The 15,996-nt window shown below is 71.8% G+C and carries 16 protein-coding genes; 8 read left to right on the plus strand and 8 right to left on the minus strand.

Annotated elements, in window-relative coordinates; genetic code table 11:
* Positions 1-28: 28 nt before the first annotated feature.
* Positions 29-1,843 carry a coagulation factor 5/8 type domain-containing protein gene (locus AB0E78_RS36800; RefSeq protein WP_361842455.1) on the minus strand — a complete coding sequence of 605 codons (1,815 nt, stop codon included), beginning with the start codon at positions 1,841-1,843 and terminating at the stop codon, positions 29-31.
* 392 nt (positions 1,844-2,235) lie between these two features.
* Between AB0E78_RS36800 and AB0E78_RS36805 the strand changes: the two genes are divergently transcribed.
* Positions 2,236-3,288 carry a LacI family DNA-binding transcriptional regulator gene (locus AB0E78_RS36805; protein WP_361842458.1) on the plus strand — a complete coding sequence of 351 codons (1,053 nt, stop codon included), beginning with the start codon at positions 2,236-2,238 and terminating at the stop codon, positions 3,286-3,288.
* Positions 3,289-3,312: 24 nt separating this feature from the next.
* Here the strand turns inward: AB0E78_RS36805 and AB0E78_RS36810 are convergent, their stop codons facing one another.
* Positions 3,313-3,801: an ATP-binding protein gene (locus AB0E78_RS36810; RefSeq protein WP_361842460.1), complete on the minus strand. Its 489-nt coding sequence runs from the start codon at positions 3,799-3,801 to the stop codon at positions 3,313-3,315.
* Positions 3,802-3,809: 8 nt separating this feature from the next.
* Positions 3,810-4,673 (minus strand): MEDS domain-containing protein, encoded by an 864-nt coding sequence (locus AB0E78_RS36815; RefSeq protein ID WP_361842463.1) that lies wholly within the window; start codon positions 4,671-4,673, stop codon positions 3,810-3,812.
* Between the two features lie 128 nt (positions 4,674-4,801).
* Between AB0E78_RS36815 and AB0E78_RS36820 the strand changes: the two genes are divergently transcribed.
* A complete protein-coding gene (locus AB0E78_RS36820) occupies positions 4,802-5,710 on the plus strand; it encodes an aminoglycoside phosphotransferase family protein (RefSeq protein WP_361842466.1) in 909 nt (302 codons plus the stop codon).
* A gap of 35 nt (positions 5,711-5,745) precedes the next feature.
* Here AB0E78_RS36820 and AB0E78_RS36825 read toward each other — a convergent pair whose 3' ends face one another.
* The 4 genes from AB0E78_RS36825 to AB0E78_RS36840 form a co-directional block, all read right to left on the minus strand.
* Positions 5,746-7,722: an ABC transporter permease gene (locus tag AB0E78_RS36825; RefSeq protein WP_361842469.1), complete on the minus strand. Its 1,977-nt coding sequence runs from the start codon at positions 7,720-7,722 to the stop codon at positions 5,746-5,748.
* Positions 7,723-7,899: 177 nt separating this feature from the next.
* Positions 7,900-8,715 (minus strand): molybdate ABC transporter substrate-binding protein, encoded by an 816-nt coding sequence (modA, locus tag AB0E78_RS36830; RefSeq protein ID WP_361842472.1) that lies wholly within the window; start codon positions 8,713-8,715, stop codon positions 7,900-7,902.
* An 82-nt stretch (positions 8,716-8,797) separates the two neighbouring features.
* Complete coding sequence (locus AB0E78_RS36835; protein WP_361842475.1) at positions 8,798-9,199, minus strand: helix-turn-helix transcriptional regulator; 402 nt, start codon at positions 9,197-9,199, stop codon at positions 8,798-8,800.
* A gap of 87 nt (positions 9,200-9,286) precedes the next feature.
* Positions 9,287-10,141: an arylamine N-acetyltransferase gene (locus tag AB0E78_RS36840; RefSeq protein WP_361842478.1), complete on the minus strand. Its 855-nt coding sequence runs from the start codon at positions 10,139-10,141 to the stop codon at positions 9,287-9,289.
* A 116-nt stretch (positions 10,142-10,257) separates the two neighbouring features.
* Here AB0E78_RS36840 and AB0E78_RS36845 point away from each other — a divergent pair, with 116 nt between their 5' ends.
* The 6 genes from AB0E78_RS36845 (at position 10,258) to AB0E78_RS36870 (ending at position 15,667) form a co-directional block, all read left to right on the plus strand.
* Positions 10,258-11,412 (plus strand): epoxide hydrolase family protein, encoded by a 1,155-nt coding sequence (locus AB0E78_RS36845; RefSeq protein ID WP_361842480.1) that lies wholly within the window; start codon positions 10,258-10,260, stop codon positions 11,410-11,412.
* 139 nt (positions 11,413-11,551) lie between these two features.
* Positions 11,552-12,790, plus strand: a complete 1,239-nt coding sequence (gene fes, locus AB0E78_RS36850; RefSeq protein ID WP_361842483.1) for an enterochelin esterase — start codon at positions 11,552-11,554, stop codon at positions 12,788-12,790.
* Positions 12,791-12,908: 118 nt separating this feature from the next.
* Positions 12,909-13,289 (plus strand): cell division protein SepF, encoded by a 381-nt coding sequence (locus tag AB0E78_RS36855; RefSeq protein ID WP_361842486.1) that lies wholly within the window; start codon positions 12,909-12,911, stop codon positions 13,287-13,289.
* A 178-nt stretch (positions 13,290-13,467) separates the two neighbouring features.
* Positions 13,468-14,634, plus strand: coding sequence for an ATP-binding protein (locus AB0E78_RS36860; protein WP_361842489.1), 1,167 nt, complete (start codon positions 13,468-13,470; stop codon positions 14,632-14,634).
* Positions 14,586-14,954, plus strand: coding sequence for a nucleotide pyrophosphohydrolase (locus AB0E78_RS36865; protein ID WP_361842492.1), 369 nt, complete (start codon positions 14,586-14,588; stop codon positions 14,952-14,954). Before AB0E78_RS36860 ends, AB0E78_RS36865 begins: the two co-directional genes overlap by 49 nt.
* Positions 14,955-15,184: 230 nt before the next feature.
* Positions 15,185-15,667, plus strand: coding sequence for a DUF6099 family protein (locus tag AB0E78_RS36870; protein ID WP_361842820.1), 483 nt, complete (start codon positions 15,185-15,187; stop codon positions 15,665-15,667).
* A gap of 65 nt (positions 15,668-15,732) precedes the next feature.
* On the opposite strand, the gene AB0E78_RS36875 is transcribed toward AB0E78_RS36870, so the two are convergent.
* Positions 15,733-15,957: a hypothetical protein gene (locus tag AB0E78_RS36875; protein WP_361842495.1), complete on the minus strand. Its 225-nt coding sequence runs from the start codon at positions 15,955-15,957 to the stop codon at positions 15,733-15,735.
* Positions 15,958-15,996: the final 39 nt, after the last annotated feature.

Genomic DNA, 15,996 nt, shown 5'->3' on the forward strand with positions numbered 1-15,996 from the left:
GGTGAACTGGCTGAAGGGGGAGGGCGGTTCATGGGAAGGAGACCACCGTGGACGGCACCGTGTTGGACCCCGACGTGGGAGCACCGGTCGAGTTGATGACGTGCGCGTACTGACCCTTGCCGCCGAGCGAGACGACGAGCAGGTGGTGGAACTTCACCCCTGACTTGTTGGGTGCGGCGAAGCCGTGTTCCTGCACGATCGTCGGATCGACGTTGTAGTAGCAGTAGCTGCCGAGCCCCCAGCCCTCATGGGTGGTGACGGAGTCGGCGACCTTGTACGAGGCGAAGCCCTTGATGCCGCCGTTCTGGATGGCGGCCTGGTTGGGGGCGTCGTACGCCTTCTCGTTCTGATAGAAGATCGTGCGCCCGCGCTCGCCGTTCCACTGCACGTCGTACTTGTTGAAGTGCTCCACGAACAGGCCGGTGGCCAGCACGTCCGCGCCGTTGACGACGACTCCGTAGTCGGCCCGGTTGGTCTCCCAGCCGACGCCGTCCCCGTGGTCGGCGCGCCAGATCCAGGTGTGGTCGACGATGGTGTGGCGGCTGTTGACCACCATGCTGGTGGTGGCCTTGCCCGCGCCCGCACCGCCGATACGGATGAACACGTCCTGCACGGTGGTCGGGTTGCCGACGTGCGAGGCGCCCGCGCCCGACGGGCCGATCTCGACGAGCGTCCGGGAGTTCTGCGGCCCGGCGTCGACCAGGAACCCGGCCAGCCGCACCCCGTCGACGTCGGCGGTCTTCACCGCGGTGACCCCGCCGTCCGGTATGAGGGTGGCGTAACCGAGCCCGAGAACCACGGTGTTCGCCTTCTTGACCTCGATCGGCCGGTCGAGGTGGTAGATGCCGGGGGTGAGCAGGAGGTGCAGCCCCCGGTCGAGTGCGGCGTTGAGGGTGGCCGCGCTGTCGCCCGGCTTGGCGAGGTAGAAGGCGGAGAGGGAGAGGGACTGGCCCTGCGGGGTGCCGTGGCCCCAGCTGGTGCCGCGCGCGTTGGTGCGCAGGGCGGGAAGGAAGACCTTGTACTCCGCGCCGTCGAGGTAGAGGAAGGGCTTCTCGCGGGAGTACGGGGTGTTGTTCAGGGTGGTGTAGGGCGGGTTGGGGAAGGAGTCGCCGGGCGCGCCCTCGACCCCGGAGAAGACCATGTTCCACACCGCGTTGAGCCAGCCTCCGATCGAGCTGTCGCGGGTGTACCACTGCTGCTGGGAGTACGGCTGGACGGTGCCGTCGATCCGGCTGTCGGCGATGTAGCCGCCGCTGGCCCAGCCGTAGCCGTTGGGCGCGAGGTTCAGGTCGCCGCGCACGTGCATGCGGCGGAACGGTGCGGCCTGCGAGACGGCCCAGCGGTTGGCTCCGCTGACCGGGGAGAGGGAGAGGTTCTCCGCCGAACGCCAGAAGTTCTGCGTGGCGTTTCCGTTGAACCAGCCCGCGTCGACGGTGACGTCGCCGTTGAAGTGGGTGTCGTCGGGGGAGAGGCCCAGGCCCATGATCGAGGTGTAGAAGCCGATCTGGGCGTTGAGGCCGTTGTAGGTCCCCGGCTTGAACAGTAGGGCGTAGCGGCCGGCGGCGAACTGCGCCGACTCCTGCTTCTTGAAGATCTCGTCCAGCTTCCCCTGGATGCCGCCGGTGGAGGGGTCGAAGACGATGACGTTCGGGCCGAAGTCGGGGGCGAGGGCGTTCGCCGGCTGCGGGCGGCGCGCGGCGTGGAGCTGCGCCGGGGCGGCGTCGGGAGCGGCGACCGCCTGCGAGGCGAGCAGACCGGTGGCCGGGACCGCCAGCGCGGCGGCCAGGGCGGAGCGACGGGAGAGCGTGGATTTCGCGGCGGGCGCAGGCTGGTGCTCGGACATGGCAAGTCTCCCTGGTGGCTGCGTGACGGGTGCGGGGAAGCGCTGGTGGTGGGGGCGGACACCGCTCCGGAGTCAGTGGGGCAGAGCGGTGCCGCATGCGTGCGGCTTTAGTTCAGGATCTGAACGGTGATCGCTGAGAGAGCGCTCTCTCGCGTTGGATAGTTGTGTCTGGGACAAGGCGCGTCAAGGGGGTGCGCACGATGTCGCGCTGTCCGGGTGGGAAGAAGTCAACTAGGTGCCCCTGTGCGCAAGTTGGCGTCAATCGCTCTGGCCTGGGCGTTATGTCCGACGGTGGGAGGTGTCGACCAATAGCGCGCGCCGCACGCCGAATTGATGGGCCGTCAGGCGCCGGGACCCGAACGCCCGCCCACCCCGGTTGCTATAAAGACCCCGTGACTGCCGACGCCCTGCGCCCCGCCCGCCCCGTGACCCTGGAGGACGTGGCCCGGACGGCCGGAGTGTCACGCGCCACTGTCTCCCGGGTGGTGAACGGCGCGCCCACCGTCGACCCGGTGCTGCGCCGCAAGGTGGAGGAGGCGGTCGAGGCCACCGGCTACGTCCCCAATCAGGCCGCCCGCTCCCTGGTGACCCAGCGGACCGACTCCATCGCCCTGGTGGTGTCCGAGCGTGAGCGCAGGCCGGTCGAGGCGCCCTTCGTCGGCCGGATGTTCACCGACCCCCACTTCGGCCGGGTGGTCGGCGGGCTCCTCGACGTGCTGCGCCCGGCCGGGGTCCAGATGGTCCTGATGCTGGTGGACGACGACGCCTCGCGCCGGCAGCTCCTGTCGTATCTGCGCCAAGGTCATGTGGACGGCACGGTGCTCGTCTCCTCGCACGCTTCCGACCCGCTGCCCCTGCTGCTCGCGGAGACCGGCCTGCCCGCCGTGCTCGCCGGGCGCCCGGCCCAGACGGTCCCGCTGCCATACGTGGAGGTGGACCAGCGGGCGGGCGCGCGGATGGCCGTCGACCGCCTGGTCGCCGGGGGGCGCCGCAGGATCGGCAGCATCGCGGGGCCGCAGGACATGCCGGCCGCCCAGGAACGCCTCGAAGGGTTCCGTGACGCGCTGGCCGCGCACGGCATCACCGACGCGCCCTGGGCGGAGGCCGACTTCACCCGGGTGGGCGGCGCGGAGGCGACACGGCGCCTGCTGGACCAACTCCCCGACCTGGACGGTGTGTTCGTCGCCTCGGACCTGATGGCGCAGGGCGCGCTGCAGACCCTGTTGCGGGCGGGCAGGCGGCTGCCGCAGGACGTCGCGGTGGTCGGCTTCGACGACAGCGAGGCCGCCGGTGCCTGCGAGCCCGCCCTGACCACGGTCCGGCAGCCGGTGGAGGAGATGGCCGCCGAGATGGCCCGGCTGCTGCTGGGGCGGATCAAACGGCCGGGAGCGGCACCGCTGTCGATGGTGTTCCGTCCGGCGCTGGTCGAGCGGGCCTCGGCATGAGCGGCGATGGCCGCGCGGCCCACCTCAGGACAGCAGCGCCACCAGCGTGACCTTGGTCCCTGCCGGGCAGACCGAGACGTCGAAGTGGTCCGTGAGGGCCTGGGCCAGCCACAGGCCCCGTCCGCTCTCCGCCTCGTCGGCGTCGGGCAGCGTGGCCGCCTCGCACGGCTTCGCCCGGGTCAGCCCCGGACCGCTGTCCGCGATGACGCACCGCAACCCCTGCGCTGTGTGCGCGAGTTGGATACGGCCCTTGCCGCCGCCGTGTACGACGGCGTTGCTCGCGACCTCGTGCACGGCGAGCACGAAGTCGCTGAGCCGGGGGTCGCAGAGGCCCGCGTCCTCGGCGCGACGGGTGACCTGGAGCCGTAGCCTCGCCAAGTCGGCCATGGTGAAGGGTAGTTCGAGGAGAGGTGCCCTGCCCGGTGAGAGGGAGAGGGTGATGTCGATGTGCTCCCGGTGCGGGGCGGGGTCACCGCCGTTGTCGTCGTTGCCGATACCGCGGTTGAGGATCACTTCGCGGATCACCCTTCGCCCAGGCCGAGTTGAGGTACGTCGACGGCTCCGCAGAGCCGTATCACTCTGTCCTGCTCGGGCCGGGAGCGGACCGCGAGGAGGTGGTCGCGGGGCAGCCCGCCCGCGAGCCGCACCAGCGTCGATGCGGCGTGTACGTCCATGAAGCACAACTCGGAGAGATCGAGTACGCGGGGGCGGTCCGGTCCGGTCAGGGCCTGCGCGAGTGCCGAGTCGAACTCCTCGCGTGTGGCGAGGTCGACGTCTCCGGAGACCCGCAGTTCGGTGCCGGTCCGGGTGATGTCCAGGGCGCCGAGGTGTCGCAGGACCTGTTTGGGGTGCGCGTGGCGGACCCGGTCAAGGAGGCCGTCGCCGAACTTCCGCCGGTCGTACTCACAGATGGCGGTGAACCCGATCTCGGCGAAGAGCGGCGAGAGCCCGGTCTCGTACTCCACCAGGAGTTCCTGGTCGACGCCCGGTCCGGCGGCCCAGCCCATGTCACCGACCACCCGGATGCCGGAGAAGCCGTCGTGACGTGCTCTGTCCGTCAACTCGGCCCAGGTCTTGGCCCGTTCGTCCGGGTCGAAGCCGGTGTCCGGGTCGAACCCGGGGACTTCGTTGACCACGGCGAGCCGTCCGTCCATGAGCGCGGGACCCAGCGGGAAGCCGCCGACGCTCAGCCGCTCGGCCGCGAGGGCGGGAGTGGTGGTCCGGTCGGTGAAGAACACCACCTGCTCGCCGCGCGACAGACCGATGTCGGCGTACGCGGCACGGAGTTCCCAGCGGGTTTCGTCGTCGTCGAATCCGAGGCAGGCGTGGTCCCCGGAGTTCATACGGGTGACGGAGACCGTCCTGGTCACAGAACTGGCATCCATGGGGCAGAGCCTAGGGTCCGCGCGAGGCATCACAGCCGTCGTGATCACTGTTGACTGAAGTCGTTCCAATCGCTCGACAACTCGATAATTCGTTGCGCGACGCGATCGCAGGAGGTGATGATCCCCGCATGGTTCCGACTCCTCCCGACGGCCGCGCCGGAATCGACGCCGCCCTGGTGAAGCGTTTGATCGCCGAGCAGTTCCCGCAGTGGCGCGACCTGCCGGTCAGGCCGGTGGAGGTCGACGGCTGGGACAACCGGACCTACCGCATCGGGGACAGCCTGACGGCCCGGCTGCCCACCGCCGCCGGCTATGTGCCCGCGGTGGCCAAGGAGAACGAGTGGCTGCCCCGGCTCGCGCCGTCCCTGCCGTTCGCCGTCCCGCCGATCCTGGGCGAGGGCGCGCCGGGCGAGGGCTATCCCTACCCGTGGTCCGTCCGCGGCTGGCTGGACGGCGAGACGGCCGCGCCCGGACGCATCGACGACATGGCCCAGTTCGCGCTCTCCGTCGCGGAGTTCATCCTCGCGCTCCAGCGCTGCGACGCCACCGGAGGCCCGCTCGCGGGCGAGCACAGCTGGTACCGGGGGGCGTCACCGGCGTACTACGACGAGGAGACCCGGCGGTGCCTCGCCGCACTGGAGGGACGCGTCGACACCGGCAGGGCGGCGGCCGTCTGGGAGGCCGCCCTCGCCGCCGAGTGGCACGGGACGCCCGTGTGGTTCCACGGTGACATCGCCCCGGGCAACCTCCTGGTAGCCGACGGCAAGCTCACCGCCGTCATCGACTTCGGCACGTCGGGCGTCGGGGACCCGGCCTGCGACCTCGTCATCGCGTGGGGGATGTTCTCGGGGGAGAGCAGGGAGGCGTTCCGGCGCGCGGTCGGCCACGACGAGGGCACCTGGGCGCGGGCCCGCGGCTGGCTGCTGTGGAAGAGCCTGCTGACCCTGACCGGGCACATCGACACCGATCCGGAGCGGGCGGCCGTCGACCGGCGGCTGATCGCCGAGGTCCTGGCCGACCACGAGCTCTTCGGCTGACGCCGCCCAGGTGACGGGGCGCGGAGCCGGGCGGCTCAGGTGGGCACGACCGTGGTCTCCGTCGCCTTCACGCTGGTCCACACCCGCGTACCGTCGGTGAGGCCGAGCTCGGCCGCCGCCTGCGGGGTGATCTCGGCGACCAGATCGGGTGCCTGGGGCGAGGTGATCAGCAGGCGGAGGCGGCTGCCGCTGGTGGTGATCTCGCGGATGGTGCCGGGCCAGACGTTGCGGGGACTGCCGGTGGGCTTGTCGCGGTGCACGGAGACCGCCTCCGGCGCGATGATCGCCAGCGCCTCGGTGCCCGCCGGGAGCGGGTCGGCGATCACGAGGGTCCCGCCGCCGGGCAGGGCGAGCCCCTCCGGCACCGCGGTGCCGGACCAGGCGTTGCGGCCCAGCATCCTGGCCACCCACGGAGAGCGGGGGTGCCGGGTCACCTCGGCGGGCGCCTCGTCCTGCAGGGCGAGCCCTTGGTCGAGTACGAGCACCCGGTCGGCGAGGGACACCGCCTCGACGGGGTCGTGCGTGACGATCAGGCAGACGCCGCCGAAGGTGTCGAGATGCGTGCGCAGGGTGTGGCGCACATGGGCCCGCGTCGTCTGGTCGAGCGCGGCGAGCGGTTCGTCGAGCAGGAGCAGCCGGGGGCGGGCCGCCAACGCCCGCGCCAGCGCCACCCGTTGGGCCTGACCGCCGGAGACCTGTGCCGGCCTGCGGTGCGCGAGGTGCCCGACGCCGAGCCGGTCGAGCCACTCCTGTGCGCGCCGCCGGGCCTCGGCCCTCGGGACACCCAGCGCACGCGGCCCGTACGCCGTGTTGGCGAGGGCGCTCATGTGCGGGAACAGGGCACCGTCCTGCGGCACCCAGGCGACGTGGCGGCGGTGCGGCGGCAGGTCGGTGACGTCGGTGTCACCGAGCCGGAGCGCGGCGTGGGCGCGCGGGGTGAGGCCGAGAAGCGCGCGCAACAGCGTGGTCTTGCCCGCGCCGTTGGGTCCGACGACGGCGATCGTGGTGCCCGGTTCCGCGTCCAGGGTGAGCTGGTTGAAGCCGGTGACCTCGGCGTGCAGGGACCAGCGCTCCGTGGACGTGGACGGCGGCACGGGCTCGGCATCGGCGGACCCCGCGTCAACAGGCCCTGCGTCGGCGGCTCGGGGCAACGCAGGCGAGTCCGTCTCGTCCGGCAGCCGCTCGGACCGCCCTTGGCGCCGGGTGCCCGGAGTGCTCATCCAGCGGCCGCGCAGGGCGACGAGCACCGCCATGGCGATGGCGAGCAGCAGCAGCGACACGGAGGTCGCGGCCTCGGGGGAGTCCTGGAGCAGCAGGTACACCTGGAGGGGCAGGGTCTGCGTGGTGCCGGGGAGGTTCCCGGCGAAGGTGATGGTCGCGCCGAACTCGCCCAGGGCCCGCGCCCAGGTCAGGGCGGCACCCGCGATGAGCCCGGGGGCGACCATGGGCAGCGTGACGGTGCAAAACACCCGTACGGGCGAGGCGCCCAGGGACGCCGCGGTCTCCTCGTAACGGGGGCGGAGGCCACCGAGCGCGCCTTCCAGGCTGATGACGAGGAACGGCATCGCGACGAAGGTCGCGGCGAGCACCGCGCCGGACGTGTGGAACGGCAGGGTGATCCCGAACGTGCCCTCCAGCCACGGGCCGAGCAGCCCGCGCCGCCCGAAGGCGAGCAGCAGGGCGACGCCGCCCACGGTGGGCGGAAGCACCATCGGGAGCAGCACCAGGGACCGTACGACCGCCTTGCCGGGAAAGTCGACACGGGCGAGCAGCCAGGCGAGCGGCACCCCGAGCAGCAGGGAGAGCCCCAGCGCCCAGAAGGAGACGACGAGGGACAGCCGCAGCGCCTGCGTGGTCCCCTCGCTGGTCAGATGGGACCCGAGCGCACTCCACTCGGTCCGCAGCAGGATCCCGAGCAGCGGCAGCATCAGGAACGCGATGGCGAGCAGCGCGGGGACCGCGAGGGCGATCGGGGTGCGGGGGCCGGCGGTGCGGCCACGCAGGCGTTTCATCGTGGTCCCTGGGGTGCGCTCGGTGCGGTGCTACGAGGTGAGGGGGCGTCCGGGGCGTTCCGGGAGACGGCCGGTACGCCCCCGACCGGGGAGGCGGTCGGCCCCCTCACCCCGGCGGGTGTGGCCCCGCCCGGCCGGAGGAGGGCGGGCCTCCAGCGGAAGGACGGGGCCGACGGGCTACGGCTTCTCGAAGCCCGCGTCCTGGAGGATCTTCTGGGCCTCGGGCGTGGCCAGCCACTTCACGAACGCCGCCGCTGCCTCGCCGTGCTTCGACGTCTTCAGGGTGGCCGCGGGGTACGAGGCGATCGCGTTCTCGGCGTCGGGGATCTTGATCGCGTCGACCTTCTTGGGGGAGGCGGCGGCGTCGGTCTTGTAGACCAGACCGGCGTCCGCCTCGCCCAGCTCGACCTTGCTGAGGACCGCGCGGACGTTGGGCTCCTGCGAGACCGGCTTCACGTCGATCTTCTGGGCGTCCAGGATCTGCTCGCTGTAGCGGCCGACCGGCACCTCGGGTGCGGCGAGGACGACCTTCAGCTTGCTGTCCGAGAGGTCCTTCAGCGCGTCGATCTTCTTCGGGTTGCCCTCGCCGGCCGCGATGACCAGGCGGTTCTTGGCGATGACGGACGGGCTGCCGGTGTCCGACTTCAGGCCGTCCATGGTCTTGGTGTCGGCGGTGACCAGGGCGTCGGCAGGGGCGCCCTGCTTGACCTGGGCGGCCAGTTCCTGCGAACCGGCGAAGGAGAAGTTGACCTTCGTCCCCGGGTTCTTCTTCTCGTACGCGGCGCCCGCGGTCTTGAAGACGTCGGTGAGCGAGGAGGCGGCGAGCACGGTGAGGTCGGCCTTCGGGGCGGCTGAGCCCGAGGACTTCTTGCCGCTGTCCTTCTTGCCGTCGTTGCCGTCGTCGTTGCCGCAGGCGGCGAGCGGGACGAGCAGCGCGGCCGTCAGCACGGCGGCTGCGGTACGGCGCTTGGTGGGACCGAGAGTGAGGGACATGAGCGTGGAACTCCTTGGGGGACGCGGCGGCCGGCGGCACGGACCGGCCCTTGGCTGAGGGCCTTGGGTACGGACCCGAAGGTCAGGTGCGGTCGATGTGCACGCTGGTGGACTTCACGCGGGCGGTTGCCTGCATGCCGACCTCCAGGCCGAGCTCTTCCACGGCCTCCCGGGTCAGGAGCGAGACGAGCCGGTGCGGACCTGCCTGGATCTCGACCTGGGCCGCGACGTCGCCCAGCTTCACGGCGGTGACGATGCCGGGGAAGGCGTTGCGGGCAGAGGTGTAAGGGACGTCGTCCTCGCCGTTGCCCCCCTGCCCCTGTGCGACCTCGATGGAGAACGCGGCGAGCGCGCGGCCGTCGATGAGCCGGCGGCCGCCCTCGTCCCGGTGGGTGGCGACCCGTCCGGCGTCGGCCCAGCGACGAGCGGTGTCGGGGCTGACGCCGAGCAGGCGTGCCGCCTGTCCGATGGTGTAGGACTGCATGCGCGTCACGATATGCCGCCCCACCTGGCATCTACAACACTTCTGGGTCTTTCTCCATAGCAGATGCCACCTCCCTTGGAGGAAAGGTCAAGAGGTGACATCGCCTCCGGGGGACGCGGTCTTCCGCACCTGCGGCACCTGCTTCAGGGTGATGCCGAAGTGCGTGGCGTACGCGTCGAGCACCTCGGCGTCCGTGGCCAGTTCGGCGGTGTGCCGCTCACCTGCTGTCGTCGTGGTGAGGGTGCGGCCGCTGAGGGTGATCCGCCCGGTCCCGGTGAGCATCGAGCAGACCAGCGACCGCGTGAAGTGGGACGTGGGCGAGGTGCGGTGCCACCAGGCGCCGGACGTGAAGTCGCCGAGGGCGCGCGGGCGCCGGTCGACCACGTACTGCGCCTTGCCGTCCCTGCTGACGTCCAGGTCGCCCTCGGCGGTCTCGGTGATGCGGAAGGTGCCGCCGGGGTCCTGCTGCTCGCCGCGTTCGCCGTAGGCCAGCGGGAAGTGGCTGTGGGTGCCGAAGCCGACGTCCGCGAGCCAGTCGCCGCCGTCGGAGGTGCGCACACGCAACGCCAGGTGGTCGTAGGGGATCCCGGGGGTCCCGGTGTCGTCGTACACGCGGGCCTGCAACAGCGTCACCTCGAAGCCGAGCGAGGTGAGCAACGCGGCGAAGGCCCCGTTGAGTTCGTAGCAGAAGCCGCCGCGGTGGGCGTCGACGACCTTGGCCACCAGGGCGTCGTCGGTGAGTTCGATGTTCTCGCCGAGGTGGATGGAGAGGTTCTCGAAGGGAACGGCGAGCAGGTGCGCGAGATGCAGATCGCGCAGGGCGTGCGTGGTGGGCGCGGTGGGGCGGTCGGCGCCGATGCGCCGCAGGTAGGCATCCGTACGGTCAGAGTTCTGGTCAGCGATCCGGTCAGCTGTCTGGTCAGCGGTCTGGTCAAAATCCATGGGCAGATTCTTGCGCGTCGCGCATCATGGGCCTGCCCGTCGCAAGCTGCTGCCGCGTAGCCGCGGTTCGGCGCTGTGGCGCTGTGGCACCCCTTGCCTCTCGTACCGAAGGAACCATGACAGCCGAACCCGCTCCTTTCCGGACCTCCGTCTCCGACGACGTACTGGACGACCTGCGTACGCGCCTGCGGCGCACCCTCTTCACCCAGCCCTCCGACTCCGCGTACTGGGCGGCAGGCGTCGACCCCGGTTATCTGCGCGAACTCGTCGCGTACTGGGCGGACGGCTTCGACTGGCGCGCCGCCGAGGCCGCGCTCAACGTCTTTCCGCAGTACGTCGCCGAAGTCGCCGGACGGCGCGTGCACTACGTCCATCTGCGCGGTCGCCGCCCCGAAGGTGCCCCCGCACCGCTGCCGTTGATCCTGAGCCACGGCTGGCCGAGCAGCTTCGTGGAGATGCTGCGGGTCGCCGAACGCCTGGCCGACCCGGCGGCGCACGGCGGTGACCCGGCCGACGCCTTCGACGTGGTGATCCCCTCGCTGCCCGGCTTCCTCCACTCCGAGCTGCCGCGCGAGCCGTTCACGCGCAGAGGCGTCGCCGAGATCTGGCACGAGCTGATGACCACGACCCTGGGCTACGAACGCTTCGGGGCCTTCGGCGGGGACATCGGGGGCGGGGTGACGCAGTGGCTCGGCGCGCTCTACCCGCGGGAGGTGGCCGGGGTGCACGTCACGTCCGCGGTGATCACGGAGCAGTTCGACGCGGGGCCGCCGACCCCCGAGGAGCAGACGTTCCTCGACGCCCTGGACGCGTACGACGCGACCGACCAGGGCTACAGCGAGATCATGTGCACCCGCCCGGACACCGTCGCCGCCGCCCTGATGGACTCCCCGGCGGGGCTCGTCGCCTGGATCGCCGACAAGTACCGCGACTGGAGCGACTGCGGCGGCGAGCTGGAGGCCCGCTGGGACAAGGACGCCCTGCTCACGGTCGCGACGCTCTACTGGGCCACCGGCAGCATCGGCTCGTCCTTCCGGCAGTACTACGACTACCCCCGGAACAAGCCCGTCCCGCCCATCACCGTCCCCGCCGCCGTCACCCTCAGCCATGAACCGGCGTTCGCGGACTTCCCCAGGAGCCTGGCCGAGCGCACCTTCAGGGATCTGCGCCACTGGAGCACGCCGAAGCGGGGCGGGCACTTCATGGCGCACGAGGAGCCGGAGCAGGTGGCGCGGGAGCTGCGGACGTTCTTCCGGCCGCTGAGGGGCTGATTCGGGCGGCGCGGAGGGGTGCGGCGAGGCTGGTTCTCCATGACAACAATTGACTTAGGTTAGGCTAAGCTAAGTTGATGTTGCTGTCGTGTGCTGGACCAGGAAGGCGGGGAACGATGCGGGTCCTCTTCGTGTGCGGATGACTGTCACCACGGGGGTGCTCGCGGCCGACGCGGCGCCCCGCAGGATCGCGGGCGCCGTGCCCCGCGTGCAACGCGCCGCGGCCCGCGCCGCCGACGCCCCCGAAGCCGAACGCGCCGTCATCCTGGAGGAGTTCTGGGCGGATGCCGCGCGCCACGGCACCCCCCTGGTCGAAGCCATCGAAGGCGACCCGGATCACCGCGCCGTGACGTTCCTGTGGCGCGGCCACCGCGCCACCCGGCAGGTCCTGCTCCTCGCCGAGGGCATCACGGACCCCGCCGACCCCGCCGCGGCGCTGCTGACCCCACTGCCCGGCACGGACATCTGGCACCTCACCTACCGGCTGCGCGCCGACCACCGCGCCTCGTACCGGATGGCCGCCGACGTCTCGCCCGGCGAACCGCCGGCCTCCGCCGAGCTCCTCCGGCGACGGCTGCTCTCCCTTTCCGCGCACGCCGCTCCCGACCCGCTCAACCACCTTCGGACACCCGGCCGCCGGCCGGACCGCGACACCTCCGTGCTCGAACTCCCGCAGGCGCCCGCGCCCGCGCGTGCCTGGTCCGATCGGCGTGCCGGGGCGTCCCGGGGGAGGGTCGAGCGGCACCGGCTGCCCGCCGGGGTGCTCGGCGCCGAGCGGGACGTATGGGCGTATCTCCCGCCGGGTGGCCGCGCAGTCGACCTGCCGGTGCTCGTGCTGAACGACGGCGACATGTGGTTCGGGCGGCTCGCCTTCCAGGACACTCTGGACGCCCTCATCGCCGAGGGCGCCCTGCCGCCCCTCGCGGTCCTCGCCCCGGACTCCGTCGACCGGGCCACGCGCAGCCGGGAACTGGGCGCGCACGACAGCCATGTCGGCTTCCTCGCCGACGAACTGCTGCCGTGGGCGGCCGGCCGCTGGCCCCTCACCACCGACCCCGCGCGCACGCTCGTCGCGGGCCAGGGCCTGGGCGGACTGGCCTCCCTGTACGCGGGTTTCCAGCGGCCGGAACGGTTCGGCAACGTCCTGGCCCAGTCCGCGCCCGTCTCCCGGCTCGACGGCCGTGCGACCGGCCCCGTCGCCGTGCGCATGGATGTCGGACTGCGTGAGGAAGAAATTCTTGATCACCATCGTGACCTGTACGAGATGCTGCGCTCGCGCGGCTGCCCGGTGACCCTGAACGAGTACAACGGCGGTCACGACTGGGCCTGTTGGCGCGTTTGTCTCATCGAAGGGCTTGTGGGACTCCTGGGACACTGACCCGCCGGCCCTGGCACACTGGTCGGCCCGCCCCGTGTCGCTGTTGGGCCGAACGGGTGAGGTCGCGTAAGAATGAGCCGGTGCAGATATCGAGTGCGAGCCAGGACGGGGTGGAGCGTTGAACAGCCACGACGTCACCGATGAACAGTGGGAAGGGCTCGCCCAGGTCGTACCGCTGCGCAGCCGCAACGAATGGCCGTCCTGGCCCGGCCACCGCGCGATGCCCGACGCGGAGACCGAGGCGCGGCGGCGTTTTGTGGTGATGCGGGTGAACGTCTTCGCGGACGCCCGCGAGGTCGCCGAGACCGTGATGGCGCAGATTCCGGTCCTGCTCGACCTGACCGGGGCGGAGACGGAGGTCGCCAAGCGCGTCCTGGACTTCAGCAGCGGCGTGGTCCTCGGCCTCGGCTGCGGGATGCACCGGGTCGACAAGAACGTCTTCCTGCTCGCCCCGCCCGGCACCGAGGTGCAGGGACTTGTCGCGGCGGCGCAGTCGTAGCGGGGCAGTTGTGCGAGGCGGGGGCCCGGCTGTTCGCCACGGCCGCAGTCGGGCATAGGCCAGGCGCATAGCCGCTCGCGGTGCGGCGCCTGGGCACCTCCTGCCGGAATCCCTCATTCGTAGGAAGGTCACTTGGGCGGAACGGTTCACCAGATCCGTCGCCGCCTACCGTCCGGACATGACTGTGCACCTCCCGGAGGCGGGCGCCGAGCCACCGCCGGGTCCGGACCGGAGCCGCGTCACCGAACTGCGGCTATCGGCGTTCGCCTCGCACCGGGGCGCCGTGTTCCCGCTCGGACCGCTGACCCTCGTCGCGGGGCCGAGCGGGAGCGGCAAGTCCACGGCGCTCGCCGCGTACGAGGCGCTGGCGCGGCTCGGTGCGGGCGAGGAACTCGTCGACGTCTTCGCCGATCCCGTGGCCTGCGTCCCCGATCGCGCACGAGGTGACGAGCAGCAGCGGCGCGGATTCCGCATCGGCTGCACGGTCGACGGGCCCGTCGGGGCGGTGCGGCTCGACGTCGCCGTACAGGCGGAGCCCGAACTGCGCGTCGTGGGCGAGCGGCTGACCTGGGGCGGGCTCGCCCTCCTGGAGACGGCGCTACGCGACCCGGGGCGGCGCGCGGTGCAGGCGGCCTGGCACACGGCGGGCTCCACGCCGGTGACGCGCGGCCCCCTGCCGGACGACCGGCTCGGCACGGCGCTGCTCCCGCTGCGCGTCGCGGGGAAGACCGAGGGGCAGCGCCTGGTGCTCGCGGCGGCCGAGCAGGTGGTGGTCGCGCTGCGTTCGGTGTTCCCGTGCGCGCCACGGCCCGGACGCATGCGGCTGCCCGTGCCTCCCGGGATGATCGGCGCGGGCCGCCTGCTGGGCGGCTGCGACAACCTCGCGGAGGTCCTTCTCCGTACGAGGGAGGAGTGCGGGCAGCGTCATGCGCGGCTGGTGGCCGCGGTGCGGGCGGGGTGTGCGGGGCCGGTCGCCGACGTGGTCTCGGAGGTGGCCTACGACGGGTCGGTCCACGCGTTCATCGACCGGGGCGGTGGGATCAGAACGCCCGTCGGGCGGCTCGGGGACGGCGAGTTGAGGTATCTGGCGCTCGCGCTGGTACTGCTCACCGGTCCCGGAGTCCTTGAGGTGGACCCGGTGGCCGAGGTGCCGTCGGCCTACCAGAACCTCACCGTGCTCGCCGACGGCCTCGACCACTTCCTGGACCAGCGGCAGAAGCGCGCCCTGGCCGAACTGGCGGCGCGTACCTGCGAACGCGGACACATTCGCCTCGTCGGGACGGTGAGCGACGCGTCGTGGGCGGATCTGGTCGGCGGGGCCGCGATGGTAGACCTGGAGGCGTGACGGAACTTGATGTAGCGGGACTGCAGCGCAGGCTGGCCGACTTCGCGGCCAAGCGGGACTGGGAGCAGTACCACACGCCGAAGAACCTGGCCGCCGCGCTCAGCGTGGAGGCGTCCGAACTGGTCGAGATCTTCCAGTGGTTGACCCCCGAGCAGTCGGCACGGGTGATGGAGGACCCCGGCTCGGCGCATCGGGTGACGGACGAGGTCGCCGATGTGCTCGCCTACTTGCTGCAGTTCTGCGAGGTGCTCGGCATCGACGCGCTGGCGGCGCTCGCAGCGAAGATCGACCGGAACGAGCAGCGCTTTCCGGCGAAGTGAGATCGCCTGTCCACCACTTGCCCCACATCGGCCCACGACCCCTACCCAACGTCTATCTATGGCGCGTAGATTTGTCACTCTCCGGAGTGGACGCGTTGTCCACAGTCGATAGCTTGTCCACAGATTTCCGGGTTGCTCTGGCTTTTCGTCCCGCTGGCACTCACTCTGGGTAGCGGGTAAGGGAGTTCGGGCGATCGTGCGACGGATGCGCGGGATGGGTGGGGGTGAGCATGGAGGCGATGCGGCTCATCGAGGCGAGCAGGCACGCGCTGGCGCGGAGCCAGGAGCCGTCGGACGTCGTGGCCGAGGTATGGCAGTCCCAGGCCCTCGCGCAGGCGATCGGCAGCCGCCTCGCGATCGCCGGACCTCCGGAGTTACGGGGCGAGGCGCTGGGCCTGAGCGAAGTCGGCGGCAGGGGCTGCGGGGTCCTCGATGCCCCGGGTCTCGGCACGGAGGGCATCCGGGCGGCGCGGCTGACCGGTATCGGCCGGGCGCACGAGGTGCTGCGGGGGCTCGACGAACTGCTCGGCGAGGCGGGGATCGCGCTCGTCGCCGTGGCCATGGGCGCGGACGACGAGGGGGTGTACTGGCAGTGCATGGAAGCGATCGACGCCGCCGACGAGGCGCGGGACCGGGTGCTCGAGATGCTGCGCAGACTCGCGGTCCGCGAACAGAGCCTGCCCGAGCCGGACTCGGCTGCGGGGGCGCCATGACCCGGCGCCGTGACGGGGGCCGCGGGCGGCCGGGCGGCACAGGCGCCGGGGGAGTGCCGGCGCCGTCAGAAGCGGGTGGGCTCGTCGCCGGCGGGGGGACGAGGGGCGGGGGGTGCGGTGTCGCCGGCCGTCGTCGACTGCTGCAGATCCGCGTCGAGCTGAGTCAGATCCGCGTTGAGCGCGGCCATCAGCTCCTCCATCTGCTGGAGCAGGCCCTTGGGTGGGCCCTGCTGCTCGGGCACGGACGGTTCGCGCGCGGCCTCCTGATCGGGTACGGCTTCCTGGGACATGACGGCCTCCTCGGCCCTCGCCCTCCCGGTGGTGGAGGG

Origin of the sequence: Streptomyces sp. NPDC032198 (assembly GCF_040636975.1) — a bacterium.
Classification (GTDB): Bacteria; Actinomycetota; Actinomycetes; order Streptomycetales; family Streptomycetaceae; genus Streptomyces.